20 protein-coding genes are annotated in these 19007 nt (G+C 67.3%); 6 read left to right on the top strand and 14 right to left on the bottom strand.

Annotated elements, in window-relative coordinates:
- Positions 1-143: 143 nt before the first annotated feature.
- From T333_RS05510 to T333_RS05530, 5 genes are all read right to left on the bottom strand, one after another.
- On the bottom strand, positions 144-1190 hold the full coding sequence (locus tag T333_RS05510; RefSeq protein ID WP_496423825.1) for an acyl-CoA dehydrogenase family protein: 1047 nt from the start codon (positions 1188-1190) through the stop codon (positions 144-146).
- A 73-nt stretch (positions 1191-1263) separates the two neighbouring features.
- The gene (locus T333_RS05515) at positions 1264-2295 is read right to left on the bottom strand and encodes an acyl-CoA dehydrogenase family protein (protein WP_357246429.1); all 1032 of its coding nucleotides are present in this window, start codon (positions 2293-2295) and stop codon (positions 1264-1266) included.
- A complete protein-coding gene (locus T333_RS05520) occupies positions 2292-3434 on the bottom strand; it encodes an acyl-CoA dehydrogenase family protein (RefSeq protein ID WP_355000394.1) in 1143 nt (380 codons plus the stop codon). Before T333_RS05520 ends, T333_RS05515 begins: the two co-directional genes overlap by 4 nt.
- Positions 3434-4354 carry an enoyl-CoA hydratase gene (locus T333_RS05525; RefSeq protein ID WP_496423826.1) on the bottom strand — a complete coding sequence of 307 codons (921 nt, stop codon included), beginning with the start codon at positions 4352-4354 and terminating at the stop codon, positions 3434-3436. The genes T333_RS05520 and T333_RS05525 overlap by 1 nt, the downstream gene beginning before the upstream one ends.
- Positions 4354-5913 (bottom strand): FadD3 family acyl-CoA ligase, encoded by a 1560-nt coding sequence (locus T333_RS05530; RefSeq protein ID WP_496423827.1) that lies wholly within the window; start codon positions 5911-5913, stop codon positions 4354-4356. The genes T333_RS05525 and T333_RS05530 overlap by 1 nt, the downstream gene beginning before the upstream one ends.
- A gap of 77 nt (positions 5914-5990) precedes the next feature.
- Between T333_RS05530 and T333_RS05535 the strand changes: the two genes are divergently transcribed.
- The 3 genes from T333_RS05535 to T333_RS05545 all read left to right on the top strand — a co-directional run bounded on the left by T333_RS05535 (position 5991) and on the right by T333_RS05545 (position 8859).
- Complete coding sequence (locus T333_RS05535) at positions 5991-7184, top strand: acyl-CoA dehydrogenase family protein (protein WP_355000391.1); 1194 nt, start codon at positions 5991-5993, stop codon at positions 7182-7184.
- Complete coding sequence (locus tag T333_RS05540) at positions 7181-7981, top strand: SDR family oxidoreductase (protein ID WP_357246417.1); 801 nt, start codon at positions 7181-7183, stop codon at positions 7979-7981. Before T333_RS05535 ends, T333_RS05540 begins: the two co-directional genes overlap by 4 nt.
- A 146-nt stretch (positions 7982-8127) precedes the next feature.
- On the top strand, positions 8128-8859 hold the full coding sequence (locus T333_RS05545; protein WP_355000390.1) for a hypothetical protein: 732 nt from the start codon (positions 8128-8130) through the stop codon (positions 8857-8859).
- Between the two features lie 781 nt (positions 8860-9640).
- On the opposite strand, the gene T333_RS05550 is transcribed toward T333_RS05545, so the two are convergent.
- From T333_RS05550 to T333_RS05560, 3 genes are read right to left on the bottom strand one after another with little or no spacing between them, the layout of a single operon-like run.
- Positions 9641-10180: a hypothetical protein gene (locus T333_RS05550; protein WP_496423828.1), complete on the bottom strand. Its 540-nt coding sequence runs from the start codon at positions 10178-10180 to the stop codon at positions 9641-9643.
- Positions 10180-10923 carry a WXG100 family type VII secretion target gene (locus tag T333_RS05555; RefSeq protein WP_496423829.1) on the bottom strand — a complete coding sequence of 248 codons (744 nt, stop codon included), beginning with the start codon at positions 10921-10923 and terminating at the stop codon, positions 10180-10182. The genes T333_RS05550 and T333_RS05555 overlap by 1 nt, the downstream gene beginning before the upstream one ends.
- Positions 10920-11240: a type VII secretion target gene (locus T333_RS05560; RefSeq protein WP_355000386.1), complete on the bottom strand. Its 321-nt coding sequence runs from the start codon at positions 11238-11240 to the stop codon at positions 10920-10922. The genes T333_RS05555 and T333_RS05560 overlap by 4 nt, the downstream gene beginning before the upstream one ends.
- 264 nt (positions 11241-11504) lie before the next feature.
- Between T333_RS05560 and T333_RS05565 the strand changes: the two genes are divergently transcribed.
- Together T333_RS05565 and T333_RS05570 are read left to right on the top strand one after the other, a co-directional pair.
- A complete protein-coding gene (locus T333_RS05565) occupies positions 11505-12122 on the top strand; it encodes a TetR/AcrR family transcriptional regulator (RefSeq protein WP_355000385.1) in 618 nt (205 codons plus the stop codon).
- Positions 12123-12208: 86 nt separating this feature from the next.
- Complete coding sequence (locus tag T333_RS05570) at positions 12209-13357, top strand: acetyl-CoA C-acetyltransferase (RefSeq protein ID WP_355000560.1); 1149 nt, start codon at positions 12209-12211, stop codon at positions 13355-13357.
- A gap of 167 nt (positions 13358-13524) precedes the next feature.
- On the opposite strand, the gene T333_RS05575 is transcribed toward T333_RS05570, so the two are convergent.
- The 6 genes from T333_RS05575 to T333_RS05600 form a co-directional block, all read right to left on the bottom strand.
- Complete coding sequence (locus tag T333_RS05575) at positions 13525-13920, bottom strand: type II toxin-antitoxin system VapC family toxin (RefSeq protein ID WP_355000384.1); 396 nt, start codon at positions 13918-13920, stop codon at positions 13525-13527.
- Positions 13917-14171: a type II toxin-antitoxin system Phd/YefM family antitoxin gene (locus T333_RS05580; protein ID WP_496423830.1), complete on the bottom strand. Its 255-nt coding sequence runs from the start codon at positions 14169-14171 to the stop codon at positions 13917-13919. Before T333_RS05580 ends, T333_RS05575 begins: the two co-directional genes overlap by 4 nt.
- A 288-nt stretch (positions 14172-14459) precedes the next feature.
- On the bottom strand, positions 14460-15545 hold the full coding sequence (locus T333_RS05585; protein WP_357246403.1) for an NAD(P)H-dependent flavin oxidoreductase: 1086 nt from the start codon (positions 15543-15545) through the stop codon (positions 14460-14462).
- 58 nt (positions 15546-15603) lie between these two features.
- Positions 15604-16362 carry a CoA-transferase subunit beta gene (locus T333_RS05590; protein WP_496423831.1) on the bottom strand — a complete coding sequence of 253 codons (759 nt, stop codon included), beginning with the start codon at positions 16360-16362 and terminating at the stop codon, positions 15604-15606.
- A 4-nt stretch (positions 16363-16366) separates the two neighbouring features.
- Entirely contained in the window at positions 16367-17245 is an 879-nt protein-coding gene (locus T333_RS05595; RefSeq protein WP_355000380.1) for a CoA transferase subunit A, read from the bottom strand.
- A gap of 26 nt (positions 17246-17271) precedes the next feature.
- A complete protein-coding gene (locus T333_RS05600; protein ID WP_067792642.1) occupies positions 17272-18036 on the bottom strand; it encodes an enoyl-CoA hydratase family protein in 765 nt (254 codons plus the stop codon).
- A gap of 86 nt (positions 18037-18122) precedes the next feature.
- Between T333_RS05600 and T333_RS05605 the strand changes: the two genes are divergently transcribed.
- Positions 18123-18914 (top strand): SDR family oxidoreductase, encoded by a 792-nt coding sequence (locus T333_RS05605; protein WP_496423832.1) that lies wholly within the window; start codon positions 18123-18125, stop codon positions 18912-18914.
- The last annotated feature ends 93 nt before the right edge of the window (positions 18915-19007 follow it).

Here is a 19007-nt window from a genome sequence, read left to right on the forward strand (position 1 = left end):
ACTGCGCACCGCCAACTCGCTTCCACACACCTTTCACACTCCTCACATAGGCGGTGCCTATGTGAACCGTGTGGAAGGTGTGTGGAAGAACGGCGAAGGCCCCGGCGAGTCGAGGACTCACCGGGGCCCGCGAAGCGCTGGCGCTAGGTATGCGCCAGCGGCCGGTGCGGCGTGCCGAAGAGCTGGGCGTCGCCGTGCGCGCGCTTGAAGAACAGGTGCGCGTCGTGCTCCCAGGTGATCGCGATGCCGCCGTGCAGCTGCACGGTCTCGGAGACGATCTCGGTCAGCGCCTCGGAGCACTGCGTCCGCGCGACCCACACGTCCTCGGCGGCCGACGGAAGCCCCTCGGCGACCGCGGCGGTGGCGGCGTAGGACGCCGACTTGGCCGACTCCAGCAGCACGTACATATCGGCCATCCGATGCTTGAGCGCCTGGAAACTGCCGATCACGCGCCCGAACTGCACCCGGGACTTGGCGTATTCGACCGTCATCTCCAGGCACTGCTCGGCCGCCCCGACCTGCTCGGCGGCCACTGCGGCCCAAGCGATCTCGCGCAGCCGCGTGGTCAGCGCGACCGGATCGCCGGTGCCGAGCTTGCGCGCGGCGACGCCGTCGAAGCCGATCTCGGCGAGCTTGCGCGTCGGGTCCATGGTCGCGACCGGACGCCGGGTGATCCCGGCGGCGCCCGCCTCTACCTCGAAAAGCCCGCTCGCGGTGACCACGAGCAACGTATCGGCCTGCACGCCGTCCAGCACGTAATGAGCTGTGCCGGACAGCTTCTCGCCATCGGCGTGCACACCGGGCACGTCCCAGCCGGTCGCGCTCGCCCAGCACACCGCGAGCGTCGTCGTGCCTTCCGCGACGCCGGGCAGCAGTCGCGCGCAGGCGTCCTCGTCGCCGGAGAGCAAAACGGCCTGCGCGCCGAGCACGGCCGAACCGAGCATCGGCACACCCGCCAGCGTCCGGCCCAGTTCGGTTACCACCAGCAGGGATTCGACCAGCGAAGCGCCGAAGCCGCCGTACTCCTCGGGCACGGCAAGCGCCGCGACGCCGATCTGCTCGCAGAGCAGCCGCCACAGCTTCGGGTCGTAGCCGAGTTCGGTGTCCATCGCGGCGCGCACGGCGTCGCGGCCCGCGTGCTTGGTGAGCAGCGCGCGTACCGAGGCGGCGAATTCCTCGTGCTCACTCATGCCTGCACCTCGCTGACGCTCGGCTCCGGCATGCGCGAGGCGCGCTGGCGCATGATTCGCTCACTGCCTTCACTCATGCGGTACCCCTGATCGCTCGGTCCCGGACGGCCTCGTCGCGCAGTGCGCGGGCGATCCTGGCGCGGTGCAGGTCCGGCGTACCCCACGCGGCGCGCAGCGCGGTGACCTTGGTCAGCCACAGCGACAGGTCGTACTCGGCGGTGTAGCCGATCGCGCCGTGCACCTGCAATGCGGCTCGCGCGGCGGTGTGCGCGGCGTCGCCGCAGGCCAGCACCGCGGCCGACACGTCGCGGCTGCGGGTCGGCTCGCCCATGGTGAGCGCGGCGCGGTAGAGCAGCGGCTCGGCCAGATCGAGCGCGATGAGCACGTCGGCGAGTTTCTGCTTCACGGCCTGGAATTCACCGATCGGCTTGCCGAACTGCTTGCGCTGCTTGGCGTATTCGGTGGCGGCGTGCAGCAGCGCGCGACCGGCGCCGAGCAGCTGGGCGGCGGCGGCCAGCGCGCCGGTGTCGAACGCGACCGCGCCCGCCTCCAGCACCCGGTCGTCGTTGGCGACGAGTTCGGCGGCCGTCACCGCGAACAGCTTCCGCGCGGGGTCCACCGAGCGGATCGCCGCGCCACGCTCGGCCGAGAACACCTGTGCGCCGTCGACGAGCAGCGTCACGTCGGCGACATCGGCGTCCAGCGCGACCGGATCGGTGCCAGGGGTGGCGAAGGCGACAGTGCCGAGCGCGGTGCCCTCGGCGAGCCCGGGCAGCCAGCGCTCGGCCGCCGCGGAATCCGAGAGCGATTGCAGCAGAACGGGAATCGCGGCGGCGGTCTCGACCAACGGTCCCGGGGCTGCGGACCGGCCGATCTCGACGAACGCGACGACGAGGTCGATCGGATCCGCGCCGACGCCACCGTGCGCCTCATCGACCGCGAGGCCGAGCACGCCCGCACCGGCGAGCTGCCGGATCAGCGCCCGGCCCGGCCGCTGGTCACCGGTTGCCCACGCGCGGACCGCGGTCGGCGTGCGTCCGGCGTCCAGCAGCTTGCGCACACTGGCGGCGAAATCGATCTGTTCCGGACTCAGCGCGAATCTCATCGGCCGTTCCCTCTCGGTAGGCCGAGGATGCGCTCGGCGATGATATTGCGCTGGATCTCGTTGGTACCGGCGTAGATCGGGCCGGACAGCGAGAACAGGTAGCCGTCGGTCCAGGGCCCGGACCGTTCGCCCGCCGCGCCGAGCACGTCCAGCGCGGTCTCGTGCATGGCGATGTCGAGTTCGGACCAGAACACCTTGGTGATCGAGGATTCCGCGCCGAGCTTGCCGCCCTCGTTCAACCGGGTGACGGTGCCGAAGGTGTGCAGGCGGTAGGCCTCGCTGCCGATCCACGCGTCGACGACGGCGTCGCGCTGGGCGGTGTTGGTGCGGTCGCCACTGTCCAGCCACAGGTCGACCAGCCGTCGCGCGGTGGCGCTGAACCGGCCGGGGCTGCGCAGCGAGAGACCGCGCTCGTTGCTCGAGGTGCTCATGGCGACCCGCCAGCCCTCGCCCGGCGCGCCGATGACGTCGCGGTCCGGCACGAAGACGTCGTCGAGGAAGATCTCGGCGAAGCCGGGTTCACCGTCCAGCTGCGGGATCGGCCGCACCGAGACGCCGTCGGCGGTGAGCGGGAACATCACATAGGTGAGTCCCTTGTGCCGCTCCGCCTCCGGATCGCTGCGGAACAGGCCGAAGGCCCAGTCCGCGAACGCCGCCCGCGAGCTCCACGTCTTCTGACCGCTGAGCAGCCAGCCGCCCTCGGTGCGCCGCGCCGTCGACCGGATGCCCGCCAGGTCGCTGCCCGCCTCGGGCTCCGACCAGGCCTGCGCCCAGATGTCGTCGCCGCGCGCCATGCGCGGCATGATGCGGTCGAGCTGCTCGGGAGTGCCGTGCTCGAACAATGTCGGCGCGAGCAGGAAGATGCCGTTCTGGCTGACCCGCCCCGGCGCGCCCGCGGCGTAGTACTCCTGCTCGAACAGCACCCATTCCAGCAGCGAGGCGTCGCGCCCGCCGTACTCCTTCGGCCAGGAGACCACCGACAACCGCGCGTCGGCCAGTGTGCGCTCCCAGTCGCGGTGCGCCTCGAAACCGGCCTTCGTATCCATCGAAGGCAATGGCGTCGAGGGCTTTTCGGCGGCGAGGAATTCGCGGACTTCCCGCTGGAATTCCTGCGTCGCCTGGTCCAGATCCAGATCCACTACGTCGTCCCGTTCTGTTCGGCCGTGCTCGCACTGGCCTTCATCGTCTTGGCGTTCATGCCGCCCAGTGAGTCCGCGCCGACCTCGGCGTTGTGCGCGTGCGCGAAGTGATGCAGCCCGAAGACCGAATCCATGCCGGTGCGCATGCCCATCAGGTCCTCGGCCTGGTTGACCGCCTTCTTGGTGAGCGCGAGGCCGAAACGCGGCATGGCGGCGATCTTCTCGGCCAGCGCCATGGTCTCGGCCTCCAGTTCGGCGCGCGGGACCACCCGGTTGACCATGCCCCATTCCTTGGCCTGCGCCGCGCCGAAGCGGTCGCCGGTGAACAGGAACTCCTTGGCCGCGCGCGGTCCCATTACCCACGGGTGCGCGAAGTACTCCACACCCGGAATGCCCATGCGCACCACGGGATCCGAGAAGAACGCGTCCTCGGAGGCGACGATCAGATCGCAGACCCAGGCCAGCATGAGCCCGCCCGCGATGCAGGCGCCCTGCACCATCGCGATGGTCGGCTTGGGCATCTCCCGCCAGCGGCGGCACATGCCGAGGTAGACCTCGGACTCCCTGGCGAATCGCTGGTCGCCGCCCTGCTTGTCGACGTGGTCCCACCAGAGCGTCGCCTTGTTCTCGTAGCGCACGTGGTGGTCGCGGCCCGGCGTGCCGATGTCGTGCCCGGCGCTGAAGTGTTTGCCGTTGCCCGCCAACACGATCACGCCGACCTCATCGTCCTCGACGGCCCGTTGGAAGGCGGCGTCGAGCGCGTAGGTCATCACCGAGTTCTGCGCGTTGCGGTAGTCGGGCCGGTTCATCGTGACGATCGCGACCCGGCCGCGCCGCTCGTAGGTGACGACCTCGCCTTCGTCCGGCACCGAGCCGTGCGGTGGTTCGTCCGAGCGCTCCGCAGCGGGTTGGTCTGGCATTACGACTTCTCCTCACGTAATTGACGCTTGAGCACTTTCCCGGCGGCGCTGTAGGGCAGCTGGTCGCGGAATTCGACGAAGCGCGGCACCTTGAAATTCGCCAGCACGGTGGTGGCGTGCGAGAGCACCTGGTCCTCGGTCAGCGCCGAGCCGGGCTTGCGCACCACGTAGGCCTTGCCGACTTCGCCCATCCTGGCATCGGGCACGCCGACGACCGCCGACTCGGCCACACCGTCGAGCCGCGCCAGCGCCTGCTCGATCTCGGCCGGATAGACGTTGAAGCCGCCGGAGATGTACATGTCCTTGAGCCGGTCGGTGATCCGGAGGTAGCCGCGCTCGTCGAGCGTGCCGATGTCGCCGGTGTGCAGCCAGCCGTCCGCGTCGATCGTCTCGGCGGTGCTCTTCGGATCGTCCAGGTAGCCGAGCATGACGTTGGGGCCGCGCAGCAGCACCTCGCCCGCGTCGCTGAGCTTCAGCTCGAAGTCGGCGATCGGCCTGCCGCAGGTGGTCGCGATGGTCTCGGCGTCGTCGTCGGCGCGGCACATGGTGCCGAACCCGGCCGCCTCGGAGAGGCCGTAACCGGTGATGACGACGCCGAATTCGAGCTCCGACCGCATCCGCTCGACCAGCACCACCGGCACCGTCGCCGCACCGGTGACCGCCACCCGCAGGGTGCTCAGGTCGTAGGAGTCGCGGTCCGGGAAGTCCAGGATCGTCTGGTAGATCGTCGGCGGCCCGGGCAGCACGGTGATCTTCTCCTGGCCGACCAGTCGCATCGTCTGCGGCACGTCGAAGGTGGCCTGCGGGATGATCGTCGCGCCGGTGACCAGGCAGGACAGGATGCCCGCCTTGTAACCGAAATTGTGGAAGAACGGGCTGACGACGAGATAGCGGTCGTCGCTGTTCAGTGTGGTGCACTCGGCCCAGGCCCGGACCACCGACAGCGCCTGCCGGTGCGCGACCAGCGTGCCCTTGCTGCGGCCGGTGGTGCCGGAGGTGAACAGGATGTCGGAGATGTCCTCGGCGTCCACCGCGGCGGCGCGCTTCTCGGCGTCCTCGACCGGGACGGTCTCGGCGATCACCGCGAGATCGGACCAGTTCAGCACGGCCGGATCGGTGCTCGTCGTCTCGCCGCCCGGCTCGACGGGAATCACCACGATGGTGGGGATGGCCAATTCGGGTGCGGCGGCCTGTAGTTCCGCGAGGCGGTCCCGGCCGAGGAACCCGCCCGCGATGAACAGCGCCTTCGCCTCGACCCTGGACAGCACGTCCGCGGCCTCGTCGGCGACGTAGCGGGTGTTCAGCGGCACCAAGGCGGCGCCGGCGTAGTGCGCGGCCAGCGCGGCGACCACCCAGTGATAGGTGTTCGGCGCCCACATGGCCACCCGGTCGCCGGACTGCACGCCGCGCGCGATCAGCGCGCGCGCCGCCTCCTGGACCGCGGCGAGTAGCTGGGTCCAGTCGAGACGGACGTCGCCGTCGGCCAGTGCGGGGGCGGCGCCGAAGGTCCGCGCGGCGTCTTGCAGGGCCAGCGGTGTCGTTTGTGCAGGGGTTGTCACGGGTGTTCCTCACCGTTCACGCGAGTACTTATGCACGCACTCTACAAAGCAAGTGCTTGGTAGGTTATCCTACCGGCGTGGTTGCGATCCAGACCTCAGATTCCGACACTGCCGCGCAGGACGCGCGGTTTTCCGCCGAAGTGCGGGAATGGCTGGCCGAGAATCTCAACGGAGAATTCCGCGAGCTGCGCGGACTAGGCGGTCCAGGCCGCGAACACGAGGCGTTCGACGAGCGCCTGGCCTGGGACCGGCATCTGGCCGCGTCCGGTTGGACCTGCCTGGGCTGGCCCAAGGAGTACGGCGGTCGCGAGGCCAGCGTGCGCCAGCAGGTGATCTTCCACGAGGAGTACGCCAAGGCCAACGCGCCCGCGCGGGTCTCGCACGTGGGTGAGGAACTGCTCGGTCCGACCGTGCTGGCATTCGGCACCCAGGCGCAGAAAGACCGCTTCCTGCCCGGCATCCGCAATGTCACCGAACTGTGGTGCCAGGGCTACTCGGAACCGGGCGCAGGCTCGGACCTCGCGGCGATCAGCACGGCCGCGCACCTCGACGGCGACGAGTGGTCGATCAACGGCCAGAAGATCTGGACCTCGCTGGCCCACGTGGCCGACTGGTGCTTCGTCGTCGCCCGCACCGAGAAGGGCTCGTCCCGGCACAAGGGCCTGTCCTACCTGCTCGTTCCCATGAAGCAGCCCGGTATCGAGGTGCGCCCGATCATCCAGCTCACCGGGACCTCGGAATTCAACGAGGTCTTCTTCGACAACGCCCGCACCGCGGCAGACCTGGTCGTCGGCGCGCCGGGCGACGGCTGGCGCATCGCGATGGGCACACTGACCTTCGAGCGCGGCATCTCGACCCTCGGCCAGCAGATCCGCTTCGCGCGTGAGTTAGCCGACGTCGAAGCGCTGGCCCGCCGCATCGGCGCGGCCGACGACCCGCTCATCGCCGACCGGATCGACCGGGCCTGGGTCGGCCTGCGCGTGTTGCGCGCGCACGCGCTGCGCACCATGGAAGGCACCGGCGTGGACGACGGCGGTCAGGCGTCGGTCGCCAAACTGCTCTGGGCCAATTGGCACCGCGGGCTCGGTGAGCTGGCCATGGCCGTGCTCGGCGCGCGCGGCTTGGTGGCCGACGAGGACGACGATCTCAACGAATGGCAGCGGCTGTATCTGTTCACCCGCGCCGACACCATCTACGGAGGTTCGAACGAAGTGCAGCGCAACATCATCTCCGAGCGCGTGCTCGGTCTGCCGCGCGAGGCACGGCCGTGACCGCGCGGCCCCTTTCGGTCGCCCCCGAGCCCGTCGCCGGGCACGGCCTGCTGACCGGACGCGTCGCCGTGGTCACCGCGGCCGCGGGGACGGGCATCGGCTCGGCCACCGCGCGCAGACTGCTCGCCGAGGGCGCCGACGTGGTCGTCTCCGACTGGCACGAGCGTCGGCTCGCGGAGACCGAGGTCGAGCTGAAGGGCGAGTTCCCGGATCGCCGGGTCGCCGCGATCGCCTGCGACGTGCAGAGCACCGAACAGGTGGACGCGCTGGTCCGCGGCGCGGCCGAAGCGCTCGGTCGCATCGACATCATGGTCAACAACGCGGGTCTCGGCGGCGAGACGCCGGTCGTCGACATGACCGACGAGCAGTGGGACCGCGTCCTCGACGTCACCCTCAACGGCACCTTCCGCTGCACCCGCGCCGCGCTGGCCTACTTCCGTTCGGCGGGGCACGGCGGCGTCATCGTGAACAACGCCAGCGTTCTCGGCTGGCGCGCGCAGTACGGTCAGGCGCACTACGCGGCCGCCAAGGCGGGCGTGATGGCGCTGACCAGGTGCAGCGCGATCGAGGCCGCCGAACTCGGCGTGCGGATCAACGCGGTCGCGCCGAGCATCGCAAGGCACGCCTTCCTCGACAAGGTCAGCTCGACCGAACTGCTCGATCAGCTCTCCGAGCGGGAGGCCTTCGGCCGCGCGGCCGAGCCGTGGGAGGTCGCCGCGACCATCGCGATGCTGGCCAGCGACTACACCAGCTACCTCACCGGCGAGGTGGTTTCGGTGAGCAGCCAGCGGGCCTGAGGCGCCTGATTGAGATCGCCTTCGGGCGTCCGCTTCCCTCCGTGGAAATGGGCGCCCGATCAGGTGAAAAAGGGTGGCGCGCAGCTGGCCGGGGTGTGCCATGCTGGGGATGGACGGATCCCGCAATTTCGTAAGGGGCGTTGGCTATGGGCCTGGATCGCCCACCTGCCCGCGAACAACTGGAACTCGACGTCGTGCGCGAGGTCGTGCTTGCCAGACGACGGCTCGACAGTATGGTTCTAGCCGCCTTGACACTCGGCGCCGAACTCATGAACCACGAATCCGCGCGGGCGACAGCGTGCCGCGCCGCCCAGATCCTCGAGATGTACGCGGTCGACGAGAACGAGGTCGAGCGCGATCCGAGGGCCGCGTTGCGCGCCGACATGCTCCGCGACAACGCCCGCGCCCGGCGAATCGGCTTGAAGTCTCCGGCCGGGGTTCCCTCCGAGCAGGACCGGCGGCGACAGCGCCAGACCGCCCTGTTGCGCGAGGTCCGCGCCGACCTGATCGAGGTGCTGCGCCGCTGCCGCAGACACCACTACGACCGCGGCGCCGTCGCCGACGAGATCGCCCAGGGTCTGTGCGCCGCCACGGACAAGCTGGTGGTCGGCGCCGACATGGACGCCTATCACGCCTGGCAGCGCGGGATGGTCCTCAAACTCATCGAAGAACCCGTCCCGTACGGCCCGCCCCGAGTGATGGCGACCGTCGACGCGGGCCCCGGCCGCGGGCCGCTCACCGTCGAATGGGACACGCCTGAGCGAAGATTGGCGCTCGTCGCCCGCATGGCGCGCGCCGGCGTCTCCCCGGTCATCATCTGCGACCGCCTCCTCGCCGATCTCTCCGTGTCCTCCCCGATCCGCTACTCCCTGCGTTAGTGCGCCGACGTCTCTCCGCGACGGACACGGATGGTTTACCAGTGTTACTGTGACGCCACTGGCTATGTGGCACGAACCAGCCGTGCCAGAGGCGATTGCCGATCCCGACCTCAGCTGCCACGGCGGCCACGGTCGATCTCGGCGTTGGGACGCTAGGCGATACCACCATTCGTCGAGTCGGCCATCGCAGCGGCGAATCTCGGGTGCGCCTCGACCACAACAGTATCCTCGGCAATTATCGGACGACACCGAAGGAAAGTATTTGCTCGACGATGGACCATAGAGGCCACCAAGAGCCCTGCGGGAAACCAGATCGGAAATATCCCGACCGCCAAGAATGCAATAACTACTTGATCCACCTGTAGTATTTTTGCAATCATCAGTCCGGCGATGCAGAATAGCCCGAAGAAGACAATGCTTCGACCAAGCCGCTTATATCTGCGCGACGACTGGAGGCAACGGTGGCATACCGGCCACTCGCCGCGGAATCTGGTATCGATCTCGAGGGCGTTGAACCCGAAGCTGAGTATCTTGTATGCCAAGGCGCGAAACATCGATCCCGGCGTGAGTTGTTCCCGTCCGCGGGTACCTTCGTGGAAAGCAATCGTCTCGGAGCGACGATCGACCGCGGGAAGACCATGCTCGCTGCATATATCCGGCAGGGGCTCGCGAAGCTCGATCTCGAATCGGATTCCCGTATCTCGCGTCCACTTCGATGGAGGTCGAACTGTGGTAACCACGGGAACTTCTACAGGCACCACAGCATCCGGATATCGCGCCATCATTCCAACCAGCCCCGTTGTCGACGCTCACCGAAGTACAGATCGTCGTCATCGGGTTCTTCCGGGATGACGACCCGTTCACGGTTGGGCTTTCGGGTGCCTGGGTATACCGTTGCGGAAGAGACAGAAGCGGAGGCTTTCGTCGATTGCTCAGCCGATGATGTGTTTGGTTCGAGGATAGGGGGAGTTACTTCCGCGCGAATTTTTTGAGTACTCTCGTCGGCTGCCTGAGAGCGAAGGTTCTCCAGAAATGCTTCGCCGTCTGTGGCCAGCCTTTCTCGCTCCTCATCCGAGACGGACGAAATAAGCTTGTCGATTCGATCCATCGAGCTCTGATCGAGTAGTTTGGCAAACATCTCGGATCTGCCGAATTCTCGCATGCCCATCCGACCGGCGAGTACGTCGTCAAGACTGCTTCTGATCTGCTGGTCCGAAATCGACGACCTAATTGTTTCGAGTGATTTGCGCAGTGCGCGTGATATGCCGACGTCACCTTTCGCAACATCGAGGATCAGCTCCTGCCGCGGCCAGTTGCTCATCACGCTCCCGGGTGATCGTATGCCTCGATAGGGGTTCCGTACCGCTTGCTGTCTTCGGTCCTGCTTACGACGACTCCAAGTTCGGGGAAGGCAGACGGATCTGTGTCCGCATTCAGGCTGCGAATGGCGGCACTGCCAGTTGTGAAGGTTGTCCAGGCCAAACCCAGCCATGAGAACGCCTGGTTCACCTTGACCAGCATCCTCACGACGACTGCCCATAAAGCCGGATTCTCCGGTGCGGTCCACGACATCGCAAGTGCGACGACAGCCAGGTCGATGATCTCCTGAAGTAGATCACCCAGCCCTCGACACAAATCGGCCATAGCGTCAGCCAGGTTGTTCAGTTCCTGTGCGATTCCTTTGAGCTGCCCAACTTGGCCATCCAGCGCCCATGTCAGCCTATCGAAATACTGCTTGGCACTTTCCGCGGCATTTCCATCCCAGGACTGGTTCAACCGCTTGTTCCAGTCGGTCTTGATCGACTGACTGAACGCGGAATTGAACTCCGCTAGATTTTGAACCGCTATCGACGATCGTTTTACGGCTTGCCAATCGCCGGCAACCTGCGATGCCACCCACTCGAGGATGTCGACGCCGGTGAATTTCTGTATCACCCATTTGACCCCATATGCTGGTGAGACAAAGTTCGCTCCCAGCCAGAATGCTACATCGTTGGAGATGTGATCTTCGGCGTTCGGCTCTCGCAACGCGTCTTGAGGCCGCCCAAGGTCTTGGTTCGTCATCGCTCAGCGCCTGGGTAAAGGGCATCTTGACGCTTGGCTGCATCGAGATCTGTTGTGCGGTACATCTGCGCGCTCTTTGTCAATTCCAAGGCAGCCGAATCGCAAAGCGTTGCCAATTTTTCGTAGTTGGCTGTCAGATTTGCTTGAATTTCGTCGACCAGTTCGTTTGTGCTGAGATATATTCGCCCTTGTTCGGCGTCGATGTTCAGATAGCTGCTGGCGTAGCTTCTCGCCCTGCTCGCTTGGGCGGACAAATCTTTCATCGTGCCGGCGAAATTGTCCAGGTCATCCGGCGTTACCTTGAATTCTTCGGACACCTGCCCCCCTTCTGGTCATAACTCAGACACTTCTGTGATGGCCACGGCCGTAGCCCGGTGTAGGCGACCGACCGAATCCCGAGGCTACATCGCGGATCAGACGACATCAACGGCTGACGAATCCGACGGGACGATCGGCATCCCTTCGCGGCGAAGCAATTTGGAGGCTCTCGAGGTCGATGGAGTGCCTTGGCCGAGCCGGTGGCCGCATACGTGACGGGAACGTACGCGCCCACTACCACCAAGCAAACGCTTGGTTGTATTATGTCCCTCGTGACCGCACCAGACGCCTCGAAATCCGCCCGGCGCAACGAACTGCTCGCGCTGGCGGCCGAACTGTTCGCCGAGCGCGGCTTGCGCGCGACCACGGTGCGCGATATCGCCGACGCGGCCGGAATCCTATCGGGCAGCCTCTACCACCACTTCGATTCCAAGGAGTCGATGGTGGACGAGATCCTGCGCGGCTTCCTCGACGACCTGTTCGGACGCTACCGCGAGATCGTCGGCTCCGGCCTCAGTTCGCGAGACACCTTGGAAGCCTTGGTGATCGCGTCCTACGAGTCGTTCGACCGCTTCCACGCCGCCGTCGCGATCTACCAGGCCGAAGCCAAGCGGCTGCGGGATGCCGAGCGGTTCGCCTACATCGAGGAATACAACCGCGAGTTCCGCGAACTCTGGCACCAGGTGCTGACCAACGGTGTCGAGGACGGCAGCTTCCGTCCCGAGCTCGACGTCGAACTGGCCTACCGATTCCTGCGCGACACCGTGTGGGTCGCCGTGCGCTGGTACCAGCCTGGCGGACCCATCACCGTCCAAAACCTCGCCAAGCAGTACCTCACCATCGTTCTCGACGGTCTCACCGTCTCGCGGCACACCGACTAGGAGTCTTCATGTCTGCACCTTCCGCCCGCCGCGCTGGGTCTACCCACCCCGCCGTCTCCGCCGGCGACCGTCCCCCTTACACCCCCCTGCGGGACGCCTACGTTGTCGACGCGGTGCGCACCCCGGTCGGCAAGCGCGGCGGCGCGCTGGCCGGTGTGCACCCGGCCGATCTCGGTGCGGCCGCGCTGAAAGGTCTGCTGGACCGCAACCCGATCGACCCGATCAACGTCGACGACGTGATCGTCGGCTGCGTCGACAACGTCGGTCCGCAGGCGGGCAATATCGGCCGCACCATGTGGCTGGCCGCGGGCTACCCGGAGGAAGTCCCCGGCGTCACCGTCGACCGGCAGTGCGGATCCTCCCAGCAGGCCATCAATTTCGGCGCGCAGGCCATCATGAGCGGCACCGCCGAGGTGATCGTCGCCGGCGGCGTGCAGAACATGAGCGCCATCCCGATCTCGGCGGCCATGCTGGCGGGTAAGGAGTACGGATTCGAGTCGCCGTTCGTCGGCGCGCAGGGCTGGGACCACCGGTACGGCACCGACGAGGTCTCGCAGTTCCGCGGCGCGCAGCTGATCGCCGAGAAGTGGGGCATCACCCGTCAGGACATGGAGCAATGGGCGCTGCGCAGCCACGAGCGCGCCCGCCAGGCCATCAAGGAAGGCAAGTTCGACAACGAGATCGTCCCCGTCGGCGACTTCTGGATCGACCAGGGCCCGCGCGAGACGTCGCTGGAGAAGATGGCCTCGCTGCCCGCCCTCGCCGAAGGCAGCCCGCTGACCGCCGCGGTGGCCAGCCAGATCTCCGACGGCGCGAGCGCGACCCTGCTCGCCTCCGAGTGGGCCGTGCAGGAGTACGGCCTGAAGCCGCGCGCCCGCATCCACCACGTCAGCGCCCGCGGCGCCGACCCCATCTTCATGCTCACCGCCCCCATCCCGGCCACGAAGTGGGCGCTGGCGAAGACCGGCCTCACCATCGATGACATCGACGTGGTCGAAATCAACGAGGCCTTCGCGCCCGTGGTCCTCGCCTGGCTGAAGGAGACCGGCGCCGACCCGGAGAAGGTCAACGTCAACGGCGGCGCCATCGCCCTCGGCCACCCCCTCGGCGCCACCGGAGCCAAGCTCTTCGCCACCCTGCTCAACGAGCTGGAGCGCCGCAACGGGCGCTACGGTCTGCTGACCATCTGCGAAGGCGGCGGCACCGCCAACGCCACCATCATCGAGCGGTTGTAAACGCTAGCGGAGTCCGCGCCGGGGTGAATGTCGTTCGCCCGGCGCGGTTTTCGTTGTCCGCACCTGTCCGCCGCACGCTCCGTTCGCCCGCGCGTACCCAGTTCCGCCGCGCACGTGGACCGCTCTTCGAGTGCAGGAAGAACACACGCACAGGCGCGCGGGTGAAGTCAGAGCCTGATGACCTGCAAGTCCTGCATCGGAGTGTAGTCGCCGTCCTGTGTCACGATCGGGATGCCGTGGGCTATCGCGGTGGCGGCGATCCAGCTGTCGTTGATCGGCACTTTCCGTCCGGCAGCCCGCAGCCGGGACACCAGCAGCGCCCATGCGTCGGCAACAGCGCTGTCGATATCGAGAGGCTCGAATCGTTGCGCGAGCTGATAAGTCGACAGCCGTCGAGACGCGGACTCGGGCCCAGCCGCGTGCAGGACGCCCAGTCGTAGTTCGCCCAGTGTCACGACCGACACGCCCCACTCGAAGCCCTCGAACTCGCTCGGGTCGAATCGCTGCGCCTCCAAGCCGATGAAGATGGAGGTGTCAGCCAGCGCCCGTCGGGTTTCTTTCACCACGGCAGGTCGTCCGTCGTCTCGCTGAGCGTCTGCCGCAATTCGGCGCGCAGTCCGGTGGGATCCGGCCCTAGGCGTGCCAGCTCGGCGAGTATCTCACCGGCCGGAATCCACTGGCGACGCGTCGGAAAGGGGATGATCTTCGCGACGGGACGGTTGTCCCGCAGAATATCGATCTCCTCGCCTGTCTCGACACGCCGGAGGATCTCGGCTGTGTGATTCCGCAGGTCGCGGGCGGGTATCGCGGTCATGCTACGAGCGTAGCAGTATGCTACATGCGTTGCATTGCTTCGCGCCAAGGGGCTCGACTGAACCATTGCAAGGCGCGCCCGGTCGGATCGTCCTGCGCGGGCCGGAGGCCACACGTGCGGGTCGATCGACGGTAGTCATTGGTGGCGTTTCAAGATCGAACAGCGACCATATGACTACCGTGGAAACCATTTCTCTATCGACGGTAGAGAAATGGCGGTTGGAGGGTTGACAGGCCGCTCGACCCGGGCGGATCGAGCGGCCTTTGCGTCAGTAATTAATACAGGGGATCAGGACTTGGTGGCCGTCGACTGACCGGCGAGCGCCGACATCGCCTCGATCCGCTCCACCGCGTCGGTGACCACCCGCTCGATGAGCTCCTTGCAGGTCGGCAGGTCCTCGATGATCCCAGTGACCTGCCCCGCGGCCAGCACGCCCGCCTGGGTGTTGCCCTCGACGAGCCCGGCGCGCAACAGCATTGGTGTGTTGGCGGCCATGACGACCTGGGACCAGCTGAGGTCCTTGGTCTTTCGCATGGTGAGCCCGTCGCGAACCATGGTCGACCACTTCATGCCGGTCATGCTCTTGAACCGCGCCGCGTTCGACACCGCCGCGGCGAATCCGCGCCAACGGCCCGAATTCTCCAGCTTCTGAACGAGTTCGGTGTTCAGCACCCGGTGCGGCATGCCGTCGACCTTCAGCGAGACCACGGTGTCCTGCAACTGCCTGCGCAGGTACTCCTGCTTCACCGCGTCGGGCACCGAGCTTTCTCGGGTGAGCAGGAAGCGGGTGCCCATCGCGACGCCCGCGGCGCCGTAGGCGAGGGCGGCGGCCAGGCCGCGTCCGTCGAAGAAGCCGCCAGCCGCGACGACCGGGATGTCGACCGCGTCCAGCACCGAGGGGAGCAGCAGGGTGGTCGCCACCGGACCGGTGTGCCCGCCGCCTTCGCCGCCCTGCACGATGACGGCGTCGGCGCCCCAGGAGGCCACCTTGACCGCGTGCTTGGCCGCGCCGATCGACGGAATCACCACCACGCCCGCGTCTTTCAACTTGGCGATGAGGTCCTGCTTGGGCGCGAGTGCGAACGACGCGACCTTCACCTTCTCGCGGATCAGCAGGTCGATGCGCTCGTTGGCGTCGCTGGCGTCGGCGCGGATGTTCACGCCGAACGGCTTGTCGGTCTGCGCCTTGGTCTTCGCGATCGCCGCTTCCAGCTCCGCGAAGGTCATGGTCGCCGAGGCGAGAATGCCGAGACCGCCCGCGTTGGCGGTGGCCGAGACCAGGCTCGGGCCCGCCACCCAGCCCATGCCGGTCTGCACGACGGGATGCTCGATGCCGACCAGTTCGGTCAGCGGGGTGTGCAGGCGCGTGGTCATGCCGTGTCCTTTCTCGCATGTCCGAGGGGCAAGCTGCCTCCTCCGGGCCCTGACCCGGTCATGCGGCTACCTCCTTGTCGCGAATGCCTCTGGGATCCAGCACGGTTCGAATGATCCGCAGCTCCTCCTCGGTCGGCAGGCGGGTCTCGCGCGCCTCGGCGAGCCCGGCGATCTCGAACGCGGTGTTCTCCGCGACCTCGTCCGCGTCGACGCCCGGGTGCAGCGAGAGTGCCCGCATCGTGTGACCTGGTCCGCCGAAATCGAAGACGCCCAGATCGCTCACGACACGATGCAGGTGGTGGAAGCGGAAAGCCGGGTTGGTGCGATCGATCTTGTCGTAGCCGATGCCCGAGACGATGTCGACCTGCTCGCAGAACACCCGCTTGTTGTGCTTGGGCACCCAGTAGCTGGTGGCGTGGTTGATGGTGTTGCCCGGCGCGCCGCGGACACCGAACATCTGCCTGGTCGGCTGCTGCAATGGGCCGAAGGCGGACAGGTTCTGGTTGCCGTACTTGTCGATCTGGTTGGCGCCCATGACCACGTGCCGCCGTCCGGAGGCGACGACGTCGAACACCTTGGAGAACGGAATCCAGCCCTCGATAGGCGCTTTCGCGCCGAGCGCGGGAGTCTCGGCCAGGTACAGCGCCTCGCCGTCGGAGAGCAGCAGGTCCGGTTCGAAGGTCAGCCGGGCCAGGCGCGCGCCGATCGTGGTGACCGGCGACATGGGGCTCGCCATGATCTCGCCCGCGCCGCGGAAGATCTCCGCGCAGGCGACGACGCAGACTTCGGCGCGGGTGCTGGTGGTGGTCTCGGTCATCGAATCAGCCCTCCTGCGTGGCGAAAGCGCGGACGGCCGCCTGGTATTCGTCCTCGGAGACGTCCAAATAAGTGGCCTTGAACTCGGCCCACGACTCGGGCGTCTTGGCGGCCGCCACGTAGTGGCGCTGGAATTTCTCGTCCCGGCCGTAGCTGCCGGAGAAGGTGAAGTGCGCGCCGTCGGGGGCCTCGACGACGCCGTCGACCATCATGCGGTTGAGGATGATCGCCTGCTGCGGAACGGCTTTCACCAGTTCCTCGGTCTCGACCAGTCGATCCACCGACAGGTAGCGGCGCTCGGCGGACAGGCAGTACAGATCGTCGAAGTAGGGGTCGACACCGGTGTAGGCGGCGTTGCCGTGCCGGTCGCCGAGATCCAGATGCACAAGCGCCGCATCGAGATTCAGCGCGGGCATGGCGACGAGCGTTTCGGTGCGGCCGTCGGCGGCGGGGTAGGGGGAGGCGACGGTCTTCAGCTCGCCCTCCCAGAAGTCCATGACCGCGGAACCGAGCCCAGCGCGGATCGGCAGGAACGGCAGCCGCGCGGCAGCGGCCTGCAGACCGCACTTGACCATGCCCTCGTCCATCTCGCGGACCGTGATCGCGCCCTCGGTGCGCGCCTTGGCGAACCACGGATCGTAGAACGGCGCCGAATCCAGCGACACGAAGCCGTAGTACGCCTTGCGCACCTTGCCCGCCGAGCAGAGCAGACCCAGATCCGGTCCGCCGTAGCTGACCACCGTCAGATCGGTGATATCCGAGCGCAGGATGGCGCGCACCAGCGCCATCGGCTTGCGCCGGGAACCCCAGCCGCCGATGCCGATGGTCATTCCGCTGCGCAGCTCGCCGACTACGTCGTCGAGCGACATTCGCTTGTCCCGCATGTGTTCTCCTGTTTCCGGTGGGCGGGCTACTTGTCGGCCTTGCGCGCCGCGAGGTCGTCGTCGAACCTGGCGCGGATCTCGTCGGCGACGCCCGCGAGGTTCAGTTCGAAGGTGAAACCCTGCTCGTAGCGGTAGCTGCGGTGCACGTCCTGCACGTCGATGCCGTTGAGCGCGCGCTTGGCGGCCCGGATCACCCGGCCGTCCTTGGCCGCGATGTTCTTGGCGACTTCCATTGCGGCGGCGTCGAGTTCGGCGCGCGGCACCACCTGGTACACCGAGCCGTAGTGCTGCAACTGCTGGGCGGTGATGGTGCTCGCGGTGTAGAACAGCGCGCGCATCAGGTGCTGGGGGACCAGCCGCGAGAGATGGGTGGCCGCGCCGAGCGCGCCGCGATCCACCTCGGGCAGGCCGAAGGTGGCGTCGTCGGAGGCGACGACGACATCGGCGTTGCCGACCAGGCCGATCCCGCCGCCGAGGCAGAAGCCCTGCACCACCGCGATGACCGGCACCGGGCAGTCATAGACCGCGGCGAACGCCTCGAAGCACCCGTGGTTGGCGTCGATCAGCGCCTGGTGGCCCGGCTTGCTCTGGATCTCCTTGATGTCGACCCCCGCGTTGAAGCCGCGGTTCTCCGCCCGCAGCACCACGACCTTGGTCTCGGGATCGCGCCCCGCCGCGCGCACGGCGTCAGCGATGGCGAACCAGCCGTCGGTCGGGATGGCGTTGACCGGCGGGTAGTCGACCGTGACCACGGTGATGCCGGTTGATTCGGAGTGACGGTTGATCCCCATCGCATGTCCTTCGTTTCTGAGCTCGTGGTGCGTGCCGAAGTATGTCGGCATTGGCAAAGCAAGCAGTTGCTTGGTAGGTTAGCACGGTGGGACTCGAAATCGATCTGGCCGATCGCGTCGTTCTGGTCACCGGCGGCGTGCGCGGCGTCGGCGCGGGCATCAGCAAGACCTTTCTGGCCGCGGGCGCGACCGTGATCGCCTGCGCGCGGCGTCCGGCCGACGCCCCGGTGGCGTACGACGGCCGGGAGATCGAATACCTGCCCTGCGACGTCCGCGACGGTGACGCGGTCCAAGGCATGATCGACGCCGTGCTCGCGCGTCACGGTCGGCTGGACACACTGGTGAACAACGCGGGCGGGGCCCCCTTCGCACTCGCCGCCGAGGCGAGCAAGAACTTCCACGCCAAGATCGTGGAGCTCAACCTGCTTGCGCCGCTGTTGGTTTCGCAGGCCGCGAACGCGGTGATGCAGAAGCAGCCTGACGGCGGATCGATCGTGATGATCTCCAGCGTCAGCGGCCACCGGCCCTCGCCGGGCACCGCGGCATACGGCGCGGCCAAGGCGGGCATCGACAACCTCACGCAGTCGCTCGCCGTCGAGTGGGCGCCGAAGGTCCGGGTGAACTCGCTGGTGGTCGGCTTGGTCGAGACCGAGCTGAGCGAGATGCACTACGGCGATCGAGACGGTGTCGACGCCGTGGCCGCCACGGTTCCGCTCGGCCGCATGGCCCGCCCCGAGGACATCGGCCGCGCGGCCGCCTTCCTCGCCTCGCCGCTGGCCGCCTACGTCACCGGCGCCTCGCTGCCGGTGCACGGCGGCGGCGAGCGCCCCGCCTTCCTCGCCGCGTCCACCGCGGCGCACGACCAGCAGCGGGCCTGATCCCGAACAACGAAAGAGGACAACAGGTAATGAGCGAACGGAGTCAGCGAATCATGGGCACAGCGCCCTCGGGCATGCCGGAGCCGAGCGCTA

The sequence above is a fragment of the Nocardia sp. CNS-044 genome (assembly GCF_059570515.1).